The following is a 22621-nucleotide window of genomic DNA, read 5'->3' on the forward strand; positions in this document are numbered from 1 at the left end:
CCCCACAAATTCTCCCGCCATTCCTCTCGACGCCGACAAGCGCGGTACGGCGCGAGGCTCCTGGCGGTTTAGCTGAACGCCCGATGTTGGTTTTCATGTTGGCGTTAATGTGTAAGGTTTCTGGAAAATGTCTTTTTCTGGATTCACTCGCCTCAAATGGTTGCCTGTAATTTGGTATTAGGGTGAGCCATCAAACTCTTTATCAAATAGCGCTTCGAGAAAGGCTAAACAGCCGACTAAGTAAGCCATCAAAATCAGTAGTTCTAACATAGTCACAATCTCCTTGATTTACTGACTCCAGTTTTAGGTTATTTGTTCTACACCCTCATCTTCCTTTAGTATGGGGATAGATGCCGTGCGATCGATCTATGAAATTGGTGATTTGTTTGGCTGCAAAGAAGTGATGGTGAGCAACAATCCATGTGATCAAAGTCCGCTAATCTAATGAGATGTATCACGGGTTACATTAAAGGACAGAATGTAGCTCATTCACAGGAATAAGACGCGATATGTCACGTCTGTTAAAAAGTAAAACAACCCTCGCCATTACTCGTTTCCAGGTGGAACCTGGAAATGCCCCTTGAGCGGCTCCAGCCGCTACTCACCGGAGGCAGAGCCTGCCAAGGAGCATTCCTAGGCAGAGCCTAGGAACGAGAGTGAACGAACGAGAGTGAACGAGAGTTCATACTTTACTCGTTAATATGCCAATTTCTTGGAAGATTGGCATCAGTAAATCGACATCCAGTAAAAATACAGTAATCGATGCTTTGTCTTGGGGAATGACGGCTACATGACTGGCAACTTCTAGGGTATCTGCTCGCCGATAGGATTCGGGAAGTAGGCGAATGGCTGATAAGGGTATTTCCATTAAAATGGGTGTGTCAGTTACCGGAATTCCATATAAGTCACCTGTCGTGTTTCTAACCACAATCAAATACCCGCCAGTGCCCGATTCCTGAATCGGGCTTTGCTTAAAAAATCGCCAATACAAGTCTACAACCGTTACTTCGCGATCGCCTAAATGAGCAACGCCGACATGATTGAGCCCACTACTGTAGATTTGGGTGTGATCTACGACTTTATAGACTGACTCAATGCGTAAGGCTAGGTGCAGATTCCCCATGCTGAAAACAATGAATTTTAGGGATGGAGTAACCTGTCTAGATTGGGATAAATCAGTATCGTTGGGTTGAAATTGAGTAACTAATGTTGTCATTTGTCATTCGTCCTTTGTCATTCGTTTCACTGATAACTGATAACTGATAACTGATAACTCTCACCCCCTCAAGAGGGTTGCAATTGCGGCTGTTGTGACTTATCCTGAATCAAAATTTGTTCGATCGCACCCAAAAATTCTTGCTCTAGATAGGGTTTGGTAAAGTACGCATTTGCCCCTAAATGCCGTGCTAACCAGCGATGTTTATCGTTACTGCGGGAGGTTAACATAACCACGGGAACTTGGGAAATCTGGGGATCTTGGCGACGTTGACCCAGAAATTCAAACCCGTTCATGTTGGGCATTTCAATATCACACACGACTAAATCAACAGCAGAACTTTGCCGCAATTGTTCTAGTGCTTCCCGCCCATCTCGTGCTTGCAATACCCGACATCCGGCTCGTTCTAAGGTGAGTGCTAGTGTCCGCCGTAATGCTACCGCATCATCCACTACTAACACGGTGGGGGCTTTCGCTGTTTGAGCTTTTGTCTCATTCTTGTGAGCAGAACGGGACTCCGTAATACTCACAAGAGTGCGGTTGTTGGATGTGATCGAGATTGACTGGCTACTTTGACCCAAAAGCTGATCCATTAAGACTGCACCGTCAATCACTGGGATTAAACTGCCGTCCCCTAAAATAGTACAACCGTAAGTAAAACTAGGCGGCGCGATCGCACTACCAAAGGGTTTAATCACTAATTCCTGTTCTGTCACCAGACGATCGATTTCTAGGGCGAGAACATAGTGATCTTGACGCAAAACCAGCATCGGTAACGCCCAATCTGTCGGTGATGGAACAGAAACTAAGGCTTGACTAGGACAGGTTTCGGGTAAGGGACAAGCATAGTCCAATAAATCCGTTAACCGATAGGTGGGGACAATTTGACCGCGCCAGCGTAAAAATCGCTGTTCTCCGGTGGTTTTCACCTGATTGCCTTTGGGAATGACAATTTCTTCTACACTGTCTGAGGGTAAAGCCAAGGCGGTGGAACCGACGAAACAGACGAGTAACTTCCCAATGGTTAGGGTTAAAGGCAGACGTAAGGTAAACGTTGTCCCCACTCCAGGGGATGAATGAACCGAAATCGTCCCTTTTAAGGATCGCATCTGCGATCGCACCACATCCAATCCTACACCTCGCCCCGACAGTTCGCTCACTTGTTCCGCCGTGGAAAATCCGGGTTCAAACAGGAATTCAAATAATCGATTCGGCGTCAGCGTCGCCAATTGTTCCGGTGACACAAATCCCATCGCAACCGCCTGCTGAGTGATGCGTTCAGTATTCAATCCCTGACCATCATCTTTGACCTCAATAATAGTTTGACTTCCTTGGTGATAGGCGCGAATTTCAATTTGCCCGACTTCCGATTTCCCCTGCTTACGCCTTACCTCTGGCGATTCAATCCCATGGTCAAAGGCGTTGCGAAGTAAATGCATTAGCGGATCATAGAGTTTTTCTAATGCCGCTTTATCTACCAGAACATTCGTCCCATTCAGTTTCAAATTAACAGATTTTTCATAGCGAGTAGACAAATCTCGGATTACACGGGGATAACGGTTGAGAACCTCACCCAAAGGCAACATCCGCGCCCACATCAACTCATCTCGTAAACTGGTCAGCATTTGCCGTTGCTGTTCCAGGGTTTGATCCGATTGCTTGGCAAATAGGGCTACATCATCCACCGATTCTTCTACCTGCACCATATTTTCAATGAGCTGTTGCAGTCGGGAGTTGAGGATACTATAGTTATCTAATTCCAGGGAATCAAACTCTTCGGTGCGACTGACAAATTCACTCAGTTGATTGAGCAGGGCGATGTTGATCTGGGGGTTATAGCTCTCAGGTGAAATCAGCATCTTGTCCGAGAGTTCCCGCAAATGACTCACCATGGTTTGCACTCGGCTAAATCGCTCTAATAACTCTCGTACCGATCGTTGCAGTTGTTGGTGTTGCAGGGATAAGCCATTCCGGTTAATCGCTAACTCACCCACCAAGTTATTCATGCGTTCGAGTCGTTCGGAGTCAACCCGCACGGATAGGTGAGGTGTCGCCGTTTCTTTAGGGATTTTCCGGGATACCGATTGAGGTTCTTGTTTCTCTGATGTGGGTTGGGCAGATGGATGAGTGGCAGAGAGTTCCTTAGCACCGGGTTTTGAGTAAACGAGGCTACTGGAGTTAAGGGCTGGCATCGCGTCATCACTCGCCGCAGGTACAGGCAATTCCTCAACCGCAGGTAATTCTTCAAACACTTGCCCAATAGATGCGATCGCGTCTTCCAGGGTTTCTGGTGCAGGTATACTTAGACTCGATGCCGATGCTGCTGTTAATTCCTCCTCTGGTTCTACTTCTGGTTCTACTTCCTGCCTTCTTTCTGTTTCTATCTCACCAAAAACATCCTCTAACGAGGGAACCGCCTCTTCTAAATCGGTTAAAAGCGGTTCAGCATCAGTATCCAAAGACGAAAAAGACAGCGAGTCGTCGGATGCTGGGAAACCTAACCCAGGGGTCTCAATACTGCTCGGATAAGCTCTAAATTTAAATTCTTCTCCCCCTGCTTCCCCTGCTTCTCTATCCCTTGCAGGAGGGGTCTCATCAGCCACACCCGCTAACGCCATTAACTGAGGCGATGGCTTACCACCTTGGCTGCGATCGCCATTAAGTACCGCCAGTCTCCCCGCATCAAAATCAGCCAGGGCGAGTTGAGTAATCTCCAAAGCCTTGTCTGGGTGGGCATTTAGCGCCGTAATTGCCATGTTTGCGATCGCGCCAAATCCGGGTAGATTTAAAAGTTCGGCAAAACCCGCAAATACATCCGCTTGCGCCCGTAGTTCTCCGGCTACCGGATGATGTTCTGGATCTGCCACAACTTGAGACAGTAATTCCAATCCTTGTTCCACATCCACTTCAAAGATGGATAATGCCATATCCACCCCTAATTCTGACGAACTAGGAATAAAATTATCTGCCTGAGTTAACGCATCACCTAAGCTTGCTTCAATCTGTTCAAAAATCGGTTCAGCAATGGCTAACGCTTGCTCTTGATCAAACTGATTTGTGGCAATCTGCTCCATCAATGGTAGACGCAAACAGTCATAAGCTTGCAGCAATTGACTCTCTAAGTCTGTATCAATTTCAACGGTTTTGTCATAGAGTGCCTTAAAAATATTTTCTAGGCGATGAGCGATAGTCTTAATCGCATCCAATTCTACACTCGCTGAACCTCCTTTTAAGGAATGAGCTGCTCGCATCATTCCATGGACATTTGCCGTGCTCCGATCCAGGCGGATTTTAAGCAAACCCGCTTCAATATTCTGGAGAAGTTCCGGTGCTTCTTCAATAAAGAATTGATAGGCTTGATCGCGAATATCGGGGTTGAGTGTCATTTGTCATTCGTCCTTTGTCATTTGTCCTTTTTCTGCTGTAGGGTGGGCACTGCCCACCCACCTTAAATCAGTACCATTCAACTTAAAGGCGTAACAACTTATATTGGGTTGAATAAAGGGCGACCCGATCAAATTGAGTGGACACAGTTGTTGATTCATGCCAGCGGGTCGCCCCTACTCTCTGAAACCAAGGCGGTTAATGAAACGAATCAACAAATGACGAATGACTACTTCAACTTAAACTTACCTACGTCAGATTGTAGGGTTTGTGCCACTTTTCTTAGTTGTTCAAACGAGGACGAAACAAAACCCGCTTCTTCTGAGGTTCGGGCAGCAATTTGAGCCACATTCGTCATGGTTTGGGTCACATCCTCGGAGGCTTTGGATTGGATCACCGTAGCTTCGGCAATAGCTTCAACTAATTGGTTAATCTGGTTAGAAGCCGTCGCAATTTTGTTCAGAGAAGCACGAGTTTCGTCCACTAATTTTGTACCCGTAACTACCTGTTCTGTACCTGCTTCCATCGCTGCAACCACTTCATTCGTTTCCCCTTGAATTGCCGCCACCAGTTTTTCAATTTCCGCTGTCGCTTCTGCTGATTGCCGTGCCAAGGCACGTACTTCGTCCGCAACCACCGCAAACCCTCGTCCCTCTTCTCCAGCGCGGGCTGCCTCAATAGAAGCGTTCAGCGCTAGCAGGTTGGTTTGGGCGGCAAAGGTGCTAATCAGGTTAACAACCGTGGAAATCTTTTGTGACGATTCACCCAAGTGTTTGACCTTTTTCGCTGTTTCTGCTACCGTTTCACGAATAGCCAGAATCCCTTCAACCGTCCGGTTCATGTTGTTGTCACCTTCTGCCACTGTCTGAGACGCCTCACGCACCGCCATTTCTGCTTGTTCAGCGTGGGAAGCAACCATGCGTACCGTTTCTGCCATTTCTTGGGCGCGGCTGAGGGCGCTGGAAATTTGCTCGGCTTGGCGCAAGGCTTCGTGGGATAGGGATTGAACCGCAACTTCGTTGTTACTCGTGGTTGTCGCTACTTGGGTGGCGGCGTCTTGCACCTGTTCGACAATCTTGCGTAAGTTTCCTACCGTGGCGTTGTACGAGTCGGCAATTGTACCAATTTCATCCGCTGTGACTCGCGCCCGAATGGTTAAGTCACCTTTACTAATCGGGTCTACTTCCTTCAGGAGTTCTAAAGCGCGTTTTTGCAAGCCTTCTTTCAATTCCCGTTGTTCTTGCGCCAGTTTGTCGGTAGTTTCTAGGAGCATTACTCGGTCGATTACCAGTCCAATCTGACCCCCTAACTGTTTAAAGAAGTTGACTTCTGCCGTTTGCCATTCACGGGGAACCGAACATTGGTGCGCCATGATCAAAGCATAAGGCTCACCTTCATGGAGAATCGGCACTTCTAAATTAGCTTTAACACCCAGACGTGCCATTAACTTCTGTTGTTCAGGGGCAAGATCCGTTTCAAAGACATGATTGGTAGCGACAACACGGGCTTCTTTATACGTCTGGCGTCGTTCCTCAGACAGAGTGAGTTCTTCCATCTTGTCATTCAGGCTACGGGGCCAACCCATTGCCACTGATTCAGCCGCAACATAGCTGCTACCATCAGGGTTAAATTGGAAGATCATCACTCGTTCAGCCTTAAGGATTTTACGGGTTTCCTCAACCGCTTTCTGGAACAGATCGCGGATTTCCTGGGATTTCAGGGTGCGAGAACCTGTAATATCTGCCAGTAAGCGGGCTTGTTCAGCAGCGAGTTCTTGTTCTTGAATAAAGACCTCTAACTGACCCGCCATATCGTTAATGTTTGCACCGAGAGTAGCCAGTTCGTCATCTCCTTTAACTTGTAAGCGAGTATCCAAGTCACCTTGACCAATTTTTGACACCGCACCGGCTGCATCCACAATCGGTCGGGTAGCGTTCCCAGCCACAAACGTCGCGATCGTACCAACCATTAAGACGGCACCACCGGTCCCTAAGCCCAGAGTCCAGAGCATATTCCGTTGCGGTGCAAACGCCACCTCAGTGGGACGAACAATAATTAGCGCCCATTTCAGGTTATACCGTTCAGCTAGGTCTTCTGTGGGAGAGTAAGTAATAACGTCTTCCCGTCCAGTTCGCTGTTCAACAATGGTCAAGATTTCTTCCTGGTTTTGTTGAACTTGACTATACGTCTTGGGAAACTTTTCCTCAAATGTTTGACCCACATCATTAGGATCGTCTGCAGCCACCACGTTACCTGACGAATCAATCAGGTGAAATTCTTGTTGCCGGTCTTGGGTTACACCGAAAATTTCATTCACTCGTTCCATCGGCTCACGGGTGCGGATAACACCAATGGTTTTACCTGTCACGGAATCCTTAATCGGTGCGGTTATATAGATACCGTACCTGTCAGTCGTTTCAGAGAGCCGTGGTTCCGTGATGTAGACCTGATTCGTTCTCAATACTTCTTGAAAATAGTCTCGGTCAGAGTGATTTTCGAGAATTTCTCCAGAGTCTGATTGGGCAAGAACGTTACCCTGGAGGTCAAACACACCAATACTGTCGTAACTGCCGTACAGTTTCTCATAGGCATTGAGCAGACGTTCCTTTTCTTCCTTGGGTGTAATCTTAGCAAGTTCAGCATTATTCAACACCGGAAGTTCTGCCATGACTTGAATGTCACTGTAGCGTTCTGCCATGAACGCATCTAATTTGTCTTCCAAGTCGAAGGTGTTCGTTTGTTCGTTGCTCACCACTTGTTTATACATCCCGCTACTGGCTGTGAAGTAGGCGGTTGCACCCACGGCTAACACGGGTAACGTTCCAATGGCTAGCGCTAAACCAATCGCTTTACTTCGTAGACTAGACAGAAACCAGTTACGGTTTGATCGCTGTTCTGGTGTTTTTCCCATCGCCTCAAGTGACGACAATTTGGGTAGAGGTTGATCAGCAGTTCCAGACATCCGATAAGGCATCGATGGGGGATAGTCACTCGAATAGGTTTGAGCCTCAATCGGTAGATTTTGCGAGTGGGAACCACGACCATTGGTATCGTGATGGGAACCAGGTTTGGGAGAAAGTCTAGTCATGAATCGAACCTCTTTAATACAAAATACGGAGGAGTTGGCAAATTGCTCAAAACTGGACTTACTCGAGTCCATGTCCTACGATTTGCCTCCTAACCTATTTCCATTGGCAGGGGGTTCTACGATAATGGGATATGGAATCGTATAAGCTTTTGGGTAGAAATCTAACTGCAACTAAATGCGAGGCAGTTTTATTCAAGAATCGGTCATGTAAGTCCAGTTAACTGAAACAAAAACAAGTTAATCGTGGAAATGTAGATCACCCTGATTCATAATTGATGAGTTAGAACGAAAACTGGGAAAACTTAAAACTTGGTCAGGGCAGGTTTAGGTCTAATAATGGACTCCCTTCACCCCTTAAATAGATAGCTTGGGCATTGATGCAATAATCGCATTTCCATCAACAATCACGAGCATTTCACCATTATTTTTCAACCAATACCCACGCAAGAAAGGCACTAATTCCGGAGTCACACTAGCGGAGGGAGGAGATTGAATCCAATCAGCATTACACCATTCAATATCTTCAACTCGGTTGACCACAAGTCCTAACATTTCGCTGTTGGCTTGGGTGGAGGTTGACGATTTGGTTTTGGCTTGCAGCACAATTGCCGTATACGCTGAACTATTAGCCGCCTGTTGATACCAGGGTGTAAGTCCCACTAAATGACCTAAATCAACCATCCATAAGACTTCACCCCGCCAATTGTAAGCCCCCATCACCCAACCTGGCATTTGAAAAATTGGGACAATTTGACCTCTAGGAATGGTTAATACTTCAGTCAGTTGATGAATGGGTAATAAAGCGGTGGTATCGGGTAACAAATGAAAGCGTAAAAACTGTTCATTTGCTTGGGTAGGAGAACCCGACAATTGTTCTTGGGTTGGGGTAGTGGGTAAGGAAGGATTTGAGCTGAGTAAAACGTTGGACATTGATATTCTCTACAAGTTAGGTAGTGTGAGTATCTGACTCATGGACTTCTCTAGGCGAGAAAGATAGTTACGCTTGGCGTAGGTTTTGCCAATGCACCGCTGTTGCTAAAATGAGATACTCCTACTTTCTCGCGTTGATCAGGCTCGAATTAACTGTTTCACTGTACGTAAAAGTTCTGCCTGATCAATCGGTTTACCAATGTAGGCATCGGCACCTTGTTTCATCCCCCAAAATTTATCCATTTCGCCACTTTTGGTCGAGCAAATAACCACAGGGATGCTTTTGGTATTAGCGGCGTCTTTAATGTCACGGCAAACTTCAAATCCACTCCGACCGGGTAACACAACATCCAGAACAATTACATCAGGTTTTTCGCTGCTAAGTTTGGCAAGTGCTTCTTCACCACTGTCAGCCGTTATAACTTTGATCCCATCTTCCTGTAAGCAGCGCTTGATAATTTGCAAATCTGTCAGGCAATCTTCAACGACTAAAGCAGTCCCCATAGTCTTGACCTCATGAAAAAATGAATGGGATTTGGTGAGTCTAGATTAATCATTAGGGTTTGGATTATTTTTCGGTATATCTCAGGATTGATTCACTTAAACTCAATCCAGTAATGACCAATCTAGACCGAATGGACATTAAGCCGATCTCAGCGTCAATTGTTTGACGGTACGCAGCAACTCATCTTGATCAACGGGTTTAGAGAGATAGGCATCAGCACCTTGTTTCATCCCCCAAAACTTATCCATCTCACCGCCTTTAGTTGAGCAAATCACAATCGGGATTTTGCGGGTATTAGCAGCGGCTTTTAAATCACGACAGATTTCAAACCCACTGAGTCCGGGAAGCACAACGTCTAGAACAATCACATCAGGTTTGTGGTTATTCAGTTTTTCTAGGGCGGCTTCACCACTGTCAGCAGTCAATACGTTGATACCTCCTTGCTGTAAACAACTGATGATAATTTGCATATCGGTGGCAGAATCTTCAACAACTAGGACAGTTCCCATGACAGTTACCTCGTGTAAAACAATAATGGATGGTTGTGATTGAGTACTCGTTGTTAGTCCGTGGTTTTCACTAAGACAAATGACGAATGACTAATGATTAACAACAGTCTGCTTAAGATGCTTGCTAATAACATTGAGTACAATCCCGGCATCAATGGGTTTATTCAAGAAATCTGATGCACCGACTAATTTGGCTCGAACGCGATCGACAATGCCATCTTTTCCGGTCAAAATCACAATCGGTGTATTTTGGAATGCTTGCAATTTGCGTAATTTGGCGCAAATCTCATAGCCATTAGTATTTGGCATCACCAAATCGAGAAAGATTAAATCCGGTTTACGAGCAATTAAAAGCGCGATCGCCCGCAAGCCATCGTCAATCACTAGCGATCGATAACCACTGGCGTTGAGGAGTTTTTCCATGGTGTTGCAAACCAAGGGACTGTCATCCACACAAGCAATCAGTGGCTGGGTGGATTGGGTGGTGGCGGGTGGATTTTCTGAACTCTCTTGCTTGACGGGACTCGGTAAATCAGGGATACAAATCAACTCCACTAATCCCCAGCGAATATAAGGCAACAGAGAACGAGTCACTTGCAAGACATCCCGCTTCATCTGCACCGCCACATCCCGCAACGTATGTTTCCCGTCTAAAAGTTTACTCAGCAGGTGGTAAACCGCCTCTGACGTGCGGGCTTCCAAGGCTTTGGGTTGTCTAATCACCGGAGCCAGGTTGGGAGAATAGTCCGCCACCAAATCGTGATGCCAAGCCTGCCATAACTGATTTGCTTCTGCGATCGCTTCTTCTACATCAATGACCGGAAGTTCGGTGGATAACGTATTATCTTGTTTAATTTGGTAGGTGGTTTGCTTGGCGTGAGCAATATCAAACAAGACTTCTGTAATTACCGATTGAATTAGGTGAGTCACCTGTTCATCTGTGATTTTCTGTTGCTTTGCCCATAAACTCAACAGGTAATATTGCCAAGAGGTTTTACAGTCGGCTTGATTAAATCCGGCTAAATCACGCTGTATGGCTAAGCGATCTGCCTTTAAATGAGGGCTATGGGCGGCTACATTTCTCAGCCACCTTCTCACCGGATGAGTTCCACCGGTGGCATACATCAGATGACCTTGGCATAGAAAAAACAACCATTTTTGATTGTCTGGACTCGTCAATATCAGATGACCGCTAAAGCGAATCCGTTTTAATGTTTGAATAAATTGAACTTGTTTAGACGCAGTAAACAAGCTAAAAGAAACATTCGGGTTGAGGACTTTAACGGTCATGACGGCACTATATTTATGACGAGTTAATGGATCTAAGACTGCTCTGCTACACCCTATTCACTATTTCGACTTATCCTGATTCCTGGCTATTTAATTAATAGCACTTTGAATAGGGTCTTGTGGGCAAAGCTCTAATAGTTTTATAAAAACTTTTTTCCCTTTTCAATAGAGGAAAAATGTCATACATTATTTTTATGTATTACGCTTATCTATTTACTTTGGTAGTTAGATATTCTTTGATGTAATTATGTCCATAATTCATAGATTTCTCCTAGAATTACTTTGTATTAAATCGTATGACGTTTTGGGGAAAACAAGATAAAACGAGAGGGAAGTGGCAAAATACAAATGTAAACTTTTGTCTAGTGTATGACAACGATTGCAAAGATTCGATGAAGCGATGAACCCAATCCTGACGAGCCAATCACCTTGGCGTTTAATTCCCCCTCTGTGCCTCCCCGGACAGCTTCAGATGGCAATTGACCAATGGCTTTTGGCAAAGCAGCAGGAGTGCAAGGTTGTAGGGGCGGGTTTTACCGATAACTTGGCTAAACCCGCCCTTGTAGGGAACCAAGAGGGCAAAGATGCTGGGGAGAGTTTGCCGCTTTGTACTCGGAATTCTCCAGTGCTGCGGTTTTACACTTGGGAATCCGCCACAATTTCCCTAGGGTATCATCAATGTCGTTGGTCTCCGGCTTGGCAAAATCTGACCTGGAAGGGAAAACCGATTCCCCTAGTTCGACGCCCGACGGGAGGACGAGCTGTGCTACACCAAGGTGATTTAACGTATACGGTGGTGACTTCAGGACTCAGCAATAAGCGCCTTGAGGCATATCAGCAGATTTGTGAATTTTTGATTCAGGGATGGCGATCGCTCGGTGTCGATTTGCACTATGGTAAGGCGGGACGAGATTATCGCCACAATCCAAATTGTTTTGCCACGGCTACTGGTGCCGATTTGGTAACAACTGAGGGGTATAAACTGATTGGCAGCGCTCAGTTGCGACGCAGCAATGCTATATTACAACATGGTTCGATACGCTTAGAGCCAGATGCTCAGTTATTTGCTCAGGTGTTTGGTGAACCTTATGCTGTAAATTTACCTCTGACTCAGCGAGGGGATGATTTAAGGCAAACGGTGATAGAAGCGCTGACGCAAGCCGCAGCAGATTGTTTTGGTGTGGAGTTTGTTGTACAACCGTTATCGGATCTGGAGTGGCAAGAAATTTTAGCTACATATCCGGGGCGGGTTTAGTCGCATCCCTTGTGAGGCAAGTAAACGATAATAGTAAAACCCGCCCCTACACAGGCGCCATGATAGATAAAGCGAAAAAAAGATGACAAATGGTTGATCGAAACTGGCAGCAATTTGCCTTACTTTTAATTGATGTGCAACAGGATTTCTGGAATCCGGAATTAGAGCAAGGGTTTCCAGATTTCCAGTCAAATATTGCTCGTCTGCTCCGCTTCTGTCGTCAAGAGGGACTAGAGGTGGTGCATCTGCGGGAAGTTTTTAACCCCGATGGTTCAGATTGGTTACCACGATATCGTTTGCGGGGACGTGCGGTTTGTGTGCGGGGAACGCCGGGAGCCGAGGTGTTAAGTGTGGCGGCGGCGCAGTCTGGAGAAATGGTTATGGAAAAGCAAACCCAAGATGGGTTCCATCATCCTCAGTTGCTGGATTATCTGCGCTCCCAGGGAAAAAAATACATCCTGACGGCGGGATTGGTGACATCGGTTTGTGTTCTGTTAACCGCCGCTTCCGCCTCTCAGTTGGGGTTCTTGGTTACCGTGATTTCTGATTGCTGCGCCGATTATCCCGAAGCTCACGAGATCGCACTCCGTCGTTACCAAGGCTTTATGCTTGGGTTAGCCCGTCTTGACGAACTCCCAAAACGGTGGGAAGAGTGGGTTGCACAAATTGAGCAGTTAGCTTGACAGCAGGGATGCGGGGGATTGCTAGGGAAACGCGATCGCCTTCTGATACCATGTCCGTCTCAACAATTATCATTTCCTTCTACCTTGCCACCTTGCTCCTTACCTTCTGCCATCTGCCTTAGAAAATACCACAGTGTAAGTATTCAACCCCAGATGATATAATGCGCTGTGCGGTTATCCACCTCAAAACTTCACAAATTTCTGTATCAAATACTACTCTTAGGGGAGCATTTCTGCTTTTGTTCGTGGTATTTTTGAAGTAGGGGTAATACCTCAAGTGAAGCCAAAGGAGTTTCGATGAACAAAGACCTACAAAAACAAGCAAAAGAAGCCGCAGCTATCCATCGCCAAAGTCTGCAAAAGAACTTGCAACATCGTCTAGAAGTTGCTAGAGCCAATGGCAATGACGCCTTAGTTCGTCAGCTAGAAGTCGAAGCCAGCTATTTGCACCTAAGCTAAGAGACATATATTAATTAATCCTGACATGAGAGAGACTAAACGTCTGGGAATGTCAGGAAAATTTAACAAACCTACCCAGAAACCCTTTTTTGACCCTTCGCGATCCTCAAGGGTATGCTTTTGAAGCTTGGGTGGGTTTTGTTGATAAGTTAGCCCGTTTAGCCGCCCCCGAAACGATATGGCGGTTTGCTCGCTTTGATCCACCAAAATTTCCACATAGTCAGGTGACATGCTCCCTCCCAATAAGGTGCGATCGCACATTGCAACTGTTCCTGCATTACTATCTCCACAGCCTTTCTATAAACTTATTTTTTATATCTTAAGTCTATTGACAAAAGTTCGCTGATAGCGAGTCACGAAAAACGACTCACGGCGTCTTAAAGCCATTAGCTATACTGGTGAATAAGCGATTCCCTAGCAGACTTATACCCGTAAAAACATGTCTTTCAGATTTCTCCTAAATGATGCCTGGAAAGCGTGGCATCGTCATAGCGGTTGGATGGCTTGGAATTTATTTCTGGCGTTTATCCCCTTAGCCTTAAGCGTTTGGCTCTTTCGTCGCTCATCTGGAAACCGTAACCTTTTGTGGTGGGCGGGTTTAATTGTTTTCATTGTTTTCTTACCCAATGCACCTTATCTGCTGACCGATATCATCCACCTAATTGATGCCGTTCGCCGTAACTACTCCGTATGGGTTATTACTTTAGTCCTAATTCCCCAACATCTTAGCGTTATTCTACTTGGGTTTGAAGCTTACGTTATATCTTTAATTAATTTAGGATACTATTTACAAAAGCAAGGAATGGGTAAATTTACCCTTCCGGCTGAACTCATTATTCATGCCCTATCTGCGGTTGGCATCTATTTAGGGCGGTTTAAACGATTTAATAGTTGGGATTTAGTCACACAACCCGATGATTTAGCCCAAACCGTCGTTGACGACTTAACTGCCAAACGTCCCTTGTTTGTCACCTTTGTCACTTTTATCGTGTTGACTGTATTGTATTGGGTGATGAAACAAGTCACCCTTGGACTAATCCTCAAAATGCGTCATAGAAAACTTTTCCACGAATCTGATTAAATTCATTTGTTCGTCAAGCATTTGCCGCTATCAAACCAGCGTTAAAGACGGTACTTACAATGAACCAAGTACCATACGTTAAAATGCTTGGCATACAGGCATTCGGTGAATTACCCAGCCCATGATTGACACCTTACAAACTCAACTGTACCAACTGGAACAATTTGCCAATAATCTGGTTGGCAATCAGCTTACCCATCTGAGTGCATTAAGCATTGGCATTATCTTTGCGGCTGGGTTGCTGACTAGCCTCACTCCTTGTATGCTATCCATGCTGCCAATCACGATTGGCTACATTGGCGGCTATGAAGCCAAAGGACGCTTGCAGGCTGCTACTCAATCTACTTGGTTTGCACTGGGTTTGGCAACCACCCTAGCCGGATTGGGAATTTTAGCCGCATCGGTGGGACGAGTTTATGGTCAAGTGGGTATTGGGTTACCCATAATTGTCAGCCTGATTGCGATTATCATGGGGCTAAACCTACTCGAAGCCTTACCCCTGCAATTACCGTCTTTTGGGGGAATGGAGTGGATTTCCCCAGATTTGCCCAAGGGGGTACGTTCTTATCTGATTGGTTTAACCTTTGGTTTAGTCGCCTCTCCTTGCAGTACTCCGGTTTTGGCAACCTTACTGGCTTGGGTAGCGAGTACACAAGACTGGGTATTAGGTGGGGTTCTGCTATTATCCTATACGGCGGGTTATGTTACCCCGTTGATTGTGGCAGGTACATTTACCGCTTCGATCAAAAAATTATTAGAAGTACGCCAATGGTCGAGTTGGATTACACCCGTGAGTGGGGCTTTATTAGTTGGATTTGGTGTCTTTTCGCTACTGTCTCGGATTCCTGGGGGAATTTTTTAATTAAATGACGTTAGATAATCAATCTGTGGCTAATCCTGTCGGACGTTGGTTCCGACGTTATATCGTGTCATTTCTGGCGGATTTGCGACTCGCGATCGCACTCCTTCTAGCGATCGCTCTTTTCAGTATCAGTGGCACTGTTATCGAACAGGGTCAGTCTCTCGCCTTTTATCAAGCCAATTATCCCGAAAATCCCGCTTTATTTGGTTTCTTAACCTGGAAAGTTCTCCTATTCTTAGGATTAGATCATGTTTACCGGACATGGTGGTTTTTGTCAATCCTGGTTCTCTTTGGCAGTAGTCTCACCGCTTGCACGTTTACTCGCCAGTTTCCCGCTCTCAAAGCCGCCCGTCGCTGGAACTATTACCAAGAACCGCGTCAGTTTCAGAAATTGGCACTCAGCGCTGAACTAGAAACGGGTTCCCTGAATTCTTTATCCCAACTGCTACAAGCCAAACGCTATCGGGTATTTCAAGAAGGAGATAGCCTCTACGCCCGCAAAGGAATCGTGGGGCGGATTGGTCCGATTGTGGTTCATGCCAGTATGTTGATTATTCTGGCTGGATCAATTTGGGGCGCGATGACGGGATTTATGGCACAAGAACTGGTTCCTAGTGGTGCAACCTTTCACGTCAGAAACATTATTGATGCCGGTCCCTGGGCAAAATCTCAGGTTCCTCAAGATTGGGGCGTTCACGTTAATCGCTTCTGGATTGACTACACCCCCGAAGGCGGAATTGATCAGTTTTATTCCGATTTATCGGTGGTGGATAACCAGGAACAAGAAATTGACCGAGAAACCATTTATGTGAATAAACCCCTGCGCCATCAAGGAGTCACCTTCTACCAAACCGACTGGGGAATCGCGGCGGTGCGCGTGCAGTTAAATAACAGTCCGATTTTTCAGTTACCCATGGCGAAACTGGATACCCAGGGGAATGGGCGCATCTGGGGGACTTGGATACCAACGAAACCGGATTTAAGCGAAGGTGCTTCGCTGCTGGCAAAAGATTTACAGGGGACGGTTTTGGTATATGATGCCCAGGGACAATTAGTTTCCACGGTTCGTTCTGGAATGAGTACCCAAGTGAATGGGGTAACATTGCGCCTGAAGGAATTAATCGGCAGTACAGGCTTACAAATTAAAGCTGATCCGGGCATTCCGATTGTGTATACCGGCTTTGGTTTGCTCATGGTGGGTGTAATTATGAGCTATGTTTCCCATTCGCAAATTTGGGCATTACAAAAAGGCGATCGCTTTTATGTGGGGGGGAGAACTAACCGCGCCCAGGTATCCTTTGAGCGAGAAGTGATTGAGATTTTAGATCGCTTGCATGAGGATAAATCAACGCCTGACGTTCCGTTACAAGATAGCGAAGGTGAAAGCCCCTATGTTTCAGTCAGGGGATGAGGGTGAAAAGCTCCCCCTGTATTAGTTTTCACCTTAAGTTGACACCAATGGGCACTACTCCGGGCGGGTTTGCGGGCTTATTCAATGATTAAGAATTAGCTATTTATGATCACTCAACTTGAGCAAAAAACCTATACCCCTGAAGAATATTTAGACTTTGAAACGGCTTCCACAGAACGCCATGACTATATCAATGGAGAAATCATTCCAATGACAGTTGGAACTCCTGACCATAATGAATTATCCATCGGTCTGGCGGCGTTCTTGAAATTAGCATTACGAGGGAAAAACTATCGCATCTTTGCTACAGACCAGCGACTGTGGATTCCCGATGCTAATCTCTATACGTATCCCGATGTCATGGTAGTGGAAAAGCCGTTGCAACTACAAACGGGACGCACTGACACGATTGTTAATCCCTGTTTTATTGGTGAGGTTTTATCCAAGTCAACCCAAGACTATGACCGTAGTGGTAAGTTTGTCGCCTACCGCACGATTGCCAGCTTTCGGGAATATCTGATTATTGATCAGTATAGGATTCATCTGGAACATTATGTGAAAACGGCGGCGAATCAATGGCTGTTGTCAGAGTATGATGATCCCACAGTAACACTGTCGTTGAATGTGTTTGATTTTCAACTTAAAATTGCTGATCTCTATGAGAATATTGAGTTTAACGACTTAAGTTGAATGGCACTGACTTAAGGTTGGTGGGCAATGCCCACCCTACGCTATATCAAGAGTTTTGGCTCGCCAAAAATGCTTATTTTAGTGCCATTTGACTTAAGCTAGTTTGTAGTTGCGCTGTCTTCGCCATAAACACTCCCATGGGAGTAGAGCGGGAAAGCACAAAATGTTCAAGCTCTCCCAAGGAGTTGGGTTTCGCTATCGCTCTACCCAACCTACAAAGGTGACTGATTTCGCGGATTTTTATGAGTGTTGAGTATGTAGGGGCGGGTTTCACGACCATCGTTTTGGTTGCGCCCAGATGTGACTAAACCCGCCCCGACTCAGGTTTCTGCCTTATTGTTCCATCCTCCCTAATTCCCCTGCACAAAACTCATCAATATCGCTGACATCGGGATGGGTGCGGAGATAGTCCCGTAACCAGTCGCAACCGCGAACCAGCAATTCGTCTAATGTCTCCACGCGCCACAACCGCACAGTTTTGTCCTCTGAAGCGCTGGCAAGAGTTTTTCCATCTGGACTAAAGGCGACACTCAAAACTCTATCCCGATGACCTTGCAGGACAGCTAACTGATTCCCCTGACTATCCCACAACCGCACGGTTTTGTCATGGGAAGCGCTGGCAATCTGCTTCCCGTCTGGGCTATACGCCACACTCATAACCCAACCCTCATGACCTTGCAGGACAGCTAACTGATTGCCCTGGCTATCCCACAACCGCACCGTATTATCCCCGGAAGCGCTGGCAATTTGCTTCCCATCTGGGCTATACGCTACACTCCTAACCAGACTATCATGACCTTGAAGGACAGCTAACTGATTCCCTTGGCTATCCCACAACCGCACTGTATTGTCATCAGAAGCGCTGGCAATCCTCTTCCCGTCTGGGCTAAACACCACACTCCAAACCCTATCCTGATGACCTTGAAGGACAGCTAACTGATTCCCTTGGCTATCCCACAACCCCACGGTGTCCCCGGAAGCACTGGCAATTTGTTTCCCGTCCGGGCTATACGCCACACTAAAAACCCAACTCTGATGACCTTGGAGGACGGCTAACTGGTTCCCTTGAATATCCCACAACCGCACGGTTTTGTCCCCGGAAGCGCTAGCAATCTGCTTCCCGTCTGGGCTAAACACCACACTAAAAACCCAACTCTGATGACCCTGGAGTACAGCTAACTGGTTCCCTTGGATATCCCACAACCGCACGGTTTTATCATCAGAACCGCTAACAATCCTCTTCCCGTCTGAGCTATATACCACACTCAAAACCCTATCCTGATGACCTTGCAGGACAGCTAGCTGATTACCCTGGCTATCCCACAACCGCACCGTACTGTCCCAGGAAGCGCTGGCAATTTGCTTCCCGTCTGAGCTATACGCCACACTAAAAACCCAACCCTGATGACTTTGGAGGACGGCTAACTGATTCCCCTGGCTATCCCACAACCGCACCGTATTATCCCCGGAAGCGCTGGCAATCTGTTTCCCATCTGGACTATACGCTACACTCCTAACCAGATTATCATGACCTTGCAGAACAGCTAACTGATTCCCCTGGCTATCCCACAACCGCACCGTATTGTCCCCGGAGGCGCTGGCAATCCTCTTCCCGTCTGGGCTAAACACCACACTCCAAACCGAATCTTCATGACCGGAAAAAACGGCTAAGTGGTTGCCCTGGCTATCCCACAACCGCACGGTTTTGTCCTCGGAAGCGCTGGCAATCTGCTTTCCGTCTGGGCTATACGCCACACTCATAACCGGACTTTCATGACCGCGAAGTATGGCTAACTGATTCCCCTGACCATCCCACAACCGCACGGTTTTGTCCCCGGAAGCGCTAGCAATCTGCTTTCCGTCTGGACTATACGCCACACTCTTAACTTTATCCGCATGACCGGAAAAAACGGCTAAGTGGTTGCCATGGCTATCCCACAACCGCACGGTTTTGTCATGAGAAGCACTGACAATCTGCTTTCCGTCTGGGCTATACGCCACACTCATAACCGGACTTTCATGACCGCGAAGGACGGCTAACTGATTCCCCTGACCATCCCACAAGCGCACAGTTTTGTCACCAGAAGCGCTAGCAATCTGCTTTCTGTCTGGACTATACGCCACACTCATAACCGGACTTTCATGACCGCGCAGTTGATTTCGCTCCCGAATTTGATCCAAAATCTGTTGCAGCGCTAAGAGGGGACTATAGGCAGGATACTGATCAAGTGGTCGGTCTTTAACAATCGCTTTTAACTCCTTAGCCGCTCGCATCGCAGTGAGTAAGGCTGGAATTTGAGCATAGTTAAATTGTCTGAGAGCCAATATACCCAGCCGCTCCAGTTCTGTCCCTTTTAAGGCTTCTTCTCGTTCTTTTTGAGCTTGCGCCAGATACTTCTTTGCTTCTCTAACCTCCAGGATTACCCGTTCTCGTTCCTCCTGAACCAGGCTTAACTCTCCCCGCACCCGTTCAATACTCCGCTCTAACTGCTGACGCTGTTCCCGTTCCTGATTCAGTTGGGCAATAATTTCTTGTATCTTTGGCTCTTGCTGCTGGCGAATAAAGGACACTAAATAATCATGTACCAACTGATAACGGTCATCGGGGGTATCGGGAACAATAAAGATTAACCCCGATAACACTAAAATCTCTAGAATTAAATCCAACTGACTCGCCGCTACCGTGACAAAATCCTTTAACTCCTCCTCCAACTCCCCACGAGTTTTCAGCAATCGCCGCTCTTTCTCATCGGTCAACAAATACAACAGCAACTCCGCCACGGGCTGATTTTCTTCCCCGCAATCCTCCACCACTTCCGCCAGATAGCGCAGCACCAATTCTTCTTTAGTTCCAAACTGTTGATAGTCGGCTAAGGTTCTAATTCCCTCGGCTTGCAGTTGCGCCCCGACAACCTGTAACTCAATCGGGCGTACTTTCTTATAATCTCCGGCTAAATCCTTAACCAGTTGTTCAATTAACGCTGATTCCAACTTGAAATTAGACCGCTCTGTAAGTTGTACAATTAGGTTTTGGGCTTCCTCTGGGGTAAAGTTGGTAATTTTATAGAGGACATTCTTACTCAAAAGGTCATTGCCAATTGCCTCCATCCCTGGTCTATCAACTAAATGATGAAGATAATCCCGACGGATAGAAAAAATTATCTTAACAGGTAAAATGTTCAAACACTTGCCCAAAAACCTAAATAATTCATTTCTTAAACCTTTTCTATTCGCAACAAAAAAGAACTCCTCAAACTGGTCAAAAATTAACACAATTCGCACCTGCTGAGTTTCACTCTGGCGCAAGGCGTCTAGAATCGCAGTTTGAGAATCAAGGGGTTGAGTAAGCTGTATCCTGTGTCTCTCTAACGCAACCGTTAATTGCTGCCCAATTTCCTGTAGCCAATCAGTATAAACTTGGATCAAAATCGGAATAATTCGTTGTCCGCTGGCGGTAGTCTGGCGTAGGGTTGGCACTAATCCCGCATTAACTAATGAGCTTTTACCCACGCCAGAGAAACCGTGAATGACAATAACTTTATGATCATTCCGTGTCACCCGTTCCACCAATTCCCGCACATCCTTTTTTCGTCCAGAGGCGATGATTTCTGGGGCGATGAAACCTAACCCCCCAGCCCCCTTAAGAGCAAGGGAAGGGGGAGTATTCAGGACAGAATGTGGAGAATTAAGGACAGAATGTGGAGAATTCAAAGCCTCTCTCCTTGCAGGAGAGAGGTTTGGAGAGAGGTTTGCCCCAACAATCGATGGAACGCGACTCGCGCCAATAAACGCTCTTAATCCTAATTGGGTTTCAACGGTTTGCCGTTCCTGCTTAATTTTAAAGGCTTTTAGATAGTCTTTTGTCTGCCAATAGAGATGATGTAAATCCGCTAAAATATCTAAGTAAAGCCGAGGATTCGATAAGGTTTCACTGATACCATGGGCAATTTCTAACTGTTCAATCGCGGCAGAACATTGACCTAAATTAACGTGCGATCGCGCTTTAATCCAGTAACATCGGCTGATTAGTTCTACATCAATCCCATTAATCAGCATTGGCGAATGGAATTCGCGGCTAGACAAACCAAGTCCGCCGGCGCGGACTAACAACAAATTCGCGGGTTTCGTTTGTGTAGTTGCGGTTTCAACCGCCCCACTTAACGCCGCTTCCGCTAACTCCTTCGCGTCTTGCCAACGTTCTTCAGCCAACGCAACATCCGCCAAAAACGTATAATCCAACGCCAATTTATCTCGTCGATTTTCCCCTTGGTCAAACGCCAACGCTTGTTCCGCCAACTCTTGTAACTGTTGCCAATCCTGGAACTCCCGCAAAACCACACCAAACACACCAAGGGAATCCGCCATTAAATCCGGACGTTGCGCCCGATGAAAAGCAGTTAAGGCTTCCTGAATAGAGTCTTTAAGTTTCTGTTGAATCTGATTATATTCATGACTGGGAATTGTCGCGGGTTGAATCCGATTAATTTGGCAGAAATAACCATAAACCATCTCCTTGAAAACAATGCCTTGATAGTCGAAACGCTGCAATTCCTGCCAACCTACTAACGCTTGCTCAAAGTAATGAATCGCTGCCTGAATATCTGCCTGTTGCTCTTGACAAATCCCTAATAATGTGAATAACGACGCCGCTAATTCCGGTTCTAACCCGTTATCCTCTACCTGTAACTCCCCTTCAGCCGCCTCTAATTCCGCCTTCAGTTCAATGCAGTCCGCCTCGGTTAAATTCAACCCATCCGCCAACCATTGATTTGCTTTCTCCTTAATAAACGCCGCCAACTCTTCACGGCTAATATTAAACTGACTACTCACGCCCCAACTTTGCAGATTACGGGCAAACTGCATCCATTGAAACTTAACCGAATCCGTCACCCAAACCACAACCGGAAACGGACAATGCTTACGAAACTCTTCCCGCACCAAATCAGCCCCCGCCAGCATCGTCTCCAGGGATAGCACCGACTCCAACCCCAAAACCATCAACGCCCCCGGTTTATCCCCCTGCAATTCCGTCTGAATCCGTTGATATAGGGCGGTATCATCAGGGTTTAGCGTAATCGTGCGAATGTCCGCCAAAGAGGAATCCTGGAGGCATTGAATCAGACGCGATCGCAGACTGTCATAATTACATCGGGCAAAAATCAGCAAAAACTTACCCTGAAAGGCTTCCAGCGCCAACGCCAGTTCCTCTAATTCCGTTTGATTCTCCGGTGTAATATCAGGTAGCTGCGACATCGTTT

16 protein-coding genes are annotated in these 22621 nt (G+C 46.4%); 7 read left to right on the top strand and 9 right to left on the bottom strand.

Features of this window, described 5'->3' with window-relative positions; all coding sequences use genetic code 11:
- Window positions 1-682: 682 nt before the first annotated feature.
- The 7 genes from ACLGGO_RS17410 to ACLGGO_RS17440 form a co-directional block, all read right to left on the bottom strand.
- On the bottom strand, window positions 683-1216 hold the full coding sequence (locus ACLGGO_RS17410) for a chemotaxis protein CheW (RefSeq protein WP_446337565.1): 534 nt from the start codon (window positions 1214-1216) through the stop codon (window positions 683-685).
- Window positions 1217-1284: 68 nt separating this feature from the next.
- Window positions 1285-4602: a response regulator gene (locus ACLGGO_RS17415; protein WP_446420254.1), complete on the bottom strand. Its 3318-nt coding sequence runs from the start codon at window positions 4600-4602 to the stop codon at window positions 1285-1287.
- A gap of 227 nt (window positions 4603-4829) precedes the next feature.
- Window positions 4830-7688 (bottom strand): methyl-accepting chemotaxis protein, encoded by a 2859-nt coding sequence (locus ACLGGO_RS17420; RefSeq protein ID WP_446420255.1) that lies wholly within the window; start codon window positions 7686-7688, stop codon window positions 4830-4832.
- 354 nt (window positions 7689-8042) lie between these two features.
- Complete coding sequence (locus ACLGGO_RS17425; protein WP_446345340.1) at window positions 8043-8618, bottom strand: chemotaxis protein CheW; 576 nt, start codon at window positions 8616-8618, stop codon at window positions 8043-8045.
- 138 nt (window positions 8619-8756) lie between these two features.
- Entirely contained in the window at window positions 8757-9122 is a 366-nt protein-coding gene (locus tag ACLGGO_RS17430; RefSeq protein WP_446350164.1) for a response regulator transcription factor, read from the bottom strand.
- 138 nt (window positions 9123-9260) lie between these two features.
- Window positions 9261-9632, bottom strand: a complete 372-nt coding sequence (locus ACLGGO_RS17435) for a response regulator transcription factor (protein ID WP_446420256.1) — start codon at window positions 9630-9632, stop codon at window positions 9261-9263.
- 90 nt (window positions 9633-9722) lie between these two features.
- Window positions 9723-10922 carry a response regulator gene (locus ACLGGO_RS17440; protein ID WP_446420257.1) on the bottom strand — a complete coding sequence of 400 codons (1200 nt, stop codon included), beginning with the start codon at window positions 10920-10922 and terminating at the stop codon, window positions 9723-9725.
- A 400-nt stretch (window positions 10923-11322) separates the two neighbouring features.
- Between ACLGGO_RS17440 and ACLGGO_RS17445 the strand changes: the two genes are divergently transcribed.
- The 3 genes from ACLGGO_RS17445 to pirA all read left to right on the top strand — a co-directional run bounded on the left by ACLGGO_RS17445 (window position 11323) and on the right by pirA (window position 13319).
- Window positions 11323-12177 carry a lipoate--protein ligase family protein gene (locus ACLGGO_RS17445; RefSeq protein WP_446420285.1) on the top strand — a complete coding sequence of 285 codons (855 nt, stop codon included), beginning with the start codon at window positions 11323-11325 and terminating at the stop codon, window positions 12175-12177.
- An 89-nt stretch (window positions 12178-12266) separates the two neighbouring features.
- Window positions 12267-12860 (top strand): cysteine hydrolase family protein, encoded by a 594-nt coding sequence (locus ACLGGO_RS17450; protein WP_446420258.1) that lies wholly within the window; start codon window positions 12267-12269, stop codon window positions 12858-12860.
- A gap of 297 nt (window positions 12861-13157) precedes the next feature.
- Window positions 13158-13319: an arginine synthesis PII-interacting regulator PirA gene (gene pirA / locus ACLGGO_RS17455; RefSeq protein WP_446334352.1), complete on the top strand. Its 162-nt coding sequence runs from the start codon at window positions 13158-13160 to the stop codon at window positions 13317-13319.
- On the opposite strand, the gene ACLGGO_RS17460 is transcribed toward pirA, so the two are convergent.
- The gene (locus tag ACLGGO_RS17460) at window positions 13311-13550 is read right to left on the bottom strand and encodes a hypothetical protein (RefSeq protein ID WP_446420259.1); all 240 of its coding nucleotides are present in this window, start codon (window positions 13548-13550) and stop codon (window positions 13311-13313) included. The genes pirA and ACLGGO_RS17460 overlap by 9 nt on opposite strands.
- Before the next feature lie 208 nt (window positions 13551-13758).
- Here ACLGGO_RS17460 and ACLGGO_RS17465 point away from each other — a divergent pair, with 208 nt between their 5' ends.
- The 4 genes from ACLGGO_RS17465 (at window position 13759) to ACLGGO_RS17480 (ending at window position 17363) form a co-directional block, all read left to right on the top strand.
- Complete coding sequence (locus tag ACLGGO_RS17465) at window positions 13759-14400, top strand: DUF1361 domain-containing protein (protein ID WP_446334345.1); 642 nt, start codon at window positions 13759-13761, stop codon at window positions 14398-14400.
- Between the two features lie 121 nt (window positions 14401-14521).
- On the top strand, window positions 14522-15262 hold the full coding sequence (locus ACLGGO_RS17470; RefSeq protein WP_446334344.1) for a cytochrome c biogenesis protein CcdA: 741 nt from the start codon (window positions 14522-14524) through the stop codon (window positions 15260-15262).
- Window positions 15263-15266: 4 nt separating this feature from the next.
- Complete coding sequence (locus tag ACLGGO_RS17475) at window positions 15267-16673, top strand: cytochrome c biogenesis protein (protein ID WP_446420260.1); 1407 nt, start codon at window positions 15267-15269, stop codon at window positions 16671-16673.
- A 105-nt stretch (window positions 16674-16778) separates the two neighbouring features.
- Window positions 16779-17363 carry a Uma2 family endonuclease gene (locus ACLGGO_RS17480; RefSeq protein WP_446420261.1) on the top strand — a complete coding sequence of 195 codons (585 nt, stop codon included), beginning with the start codon at window positions 16779-16781 and terminating at the stop codon, window positions 17361-17363.
- Between the two features lie 333 nt (window positions 17364-17696).
- Here ACLGGO_RS17480 and ACLGGO_RS17485 read toward each other — a convergent pair whose 3' ends face one another.
- Window positions 17697-22616, bottom strand: coding sequence for an nSTAND1 domain-containing NTPase (locus tag ACLGGO_RS17485; RefSeq protein ID WP_446420262.1), 4920 nt, complete (start codon window positions 22614-22616; stop codon window positions 17697-17699).
- Between the last annotated feature and the right edge of the window lie 5 nt (window positions 22617-22621).

It is taken from the genome of Coleofasciculus sp. (genome assembly GCF_046565525.1).
Lineage (GTDB): Bacteria > Cyanobacteriota > Cyanobacteriia > Cyanobacteriales > Coleofasciculaceae > Coleofasciculus.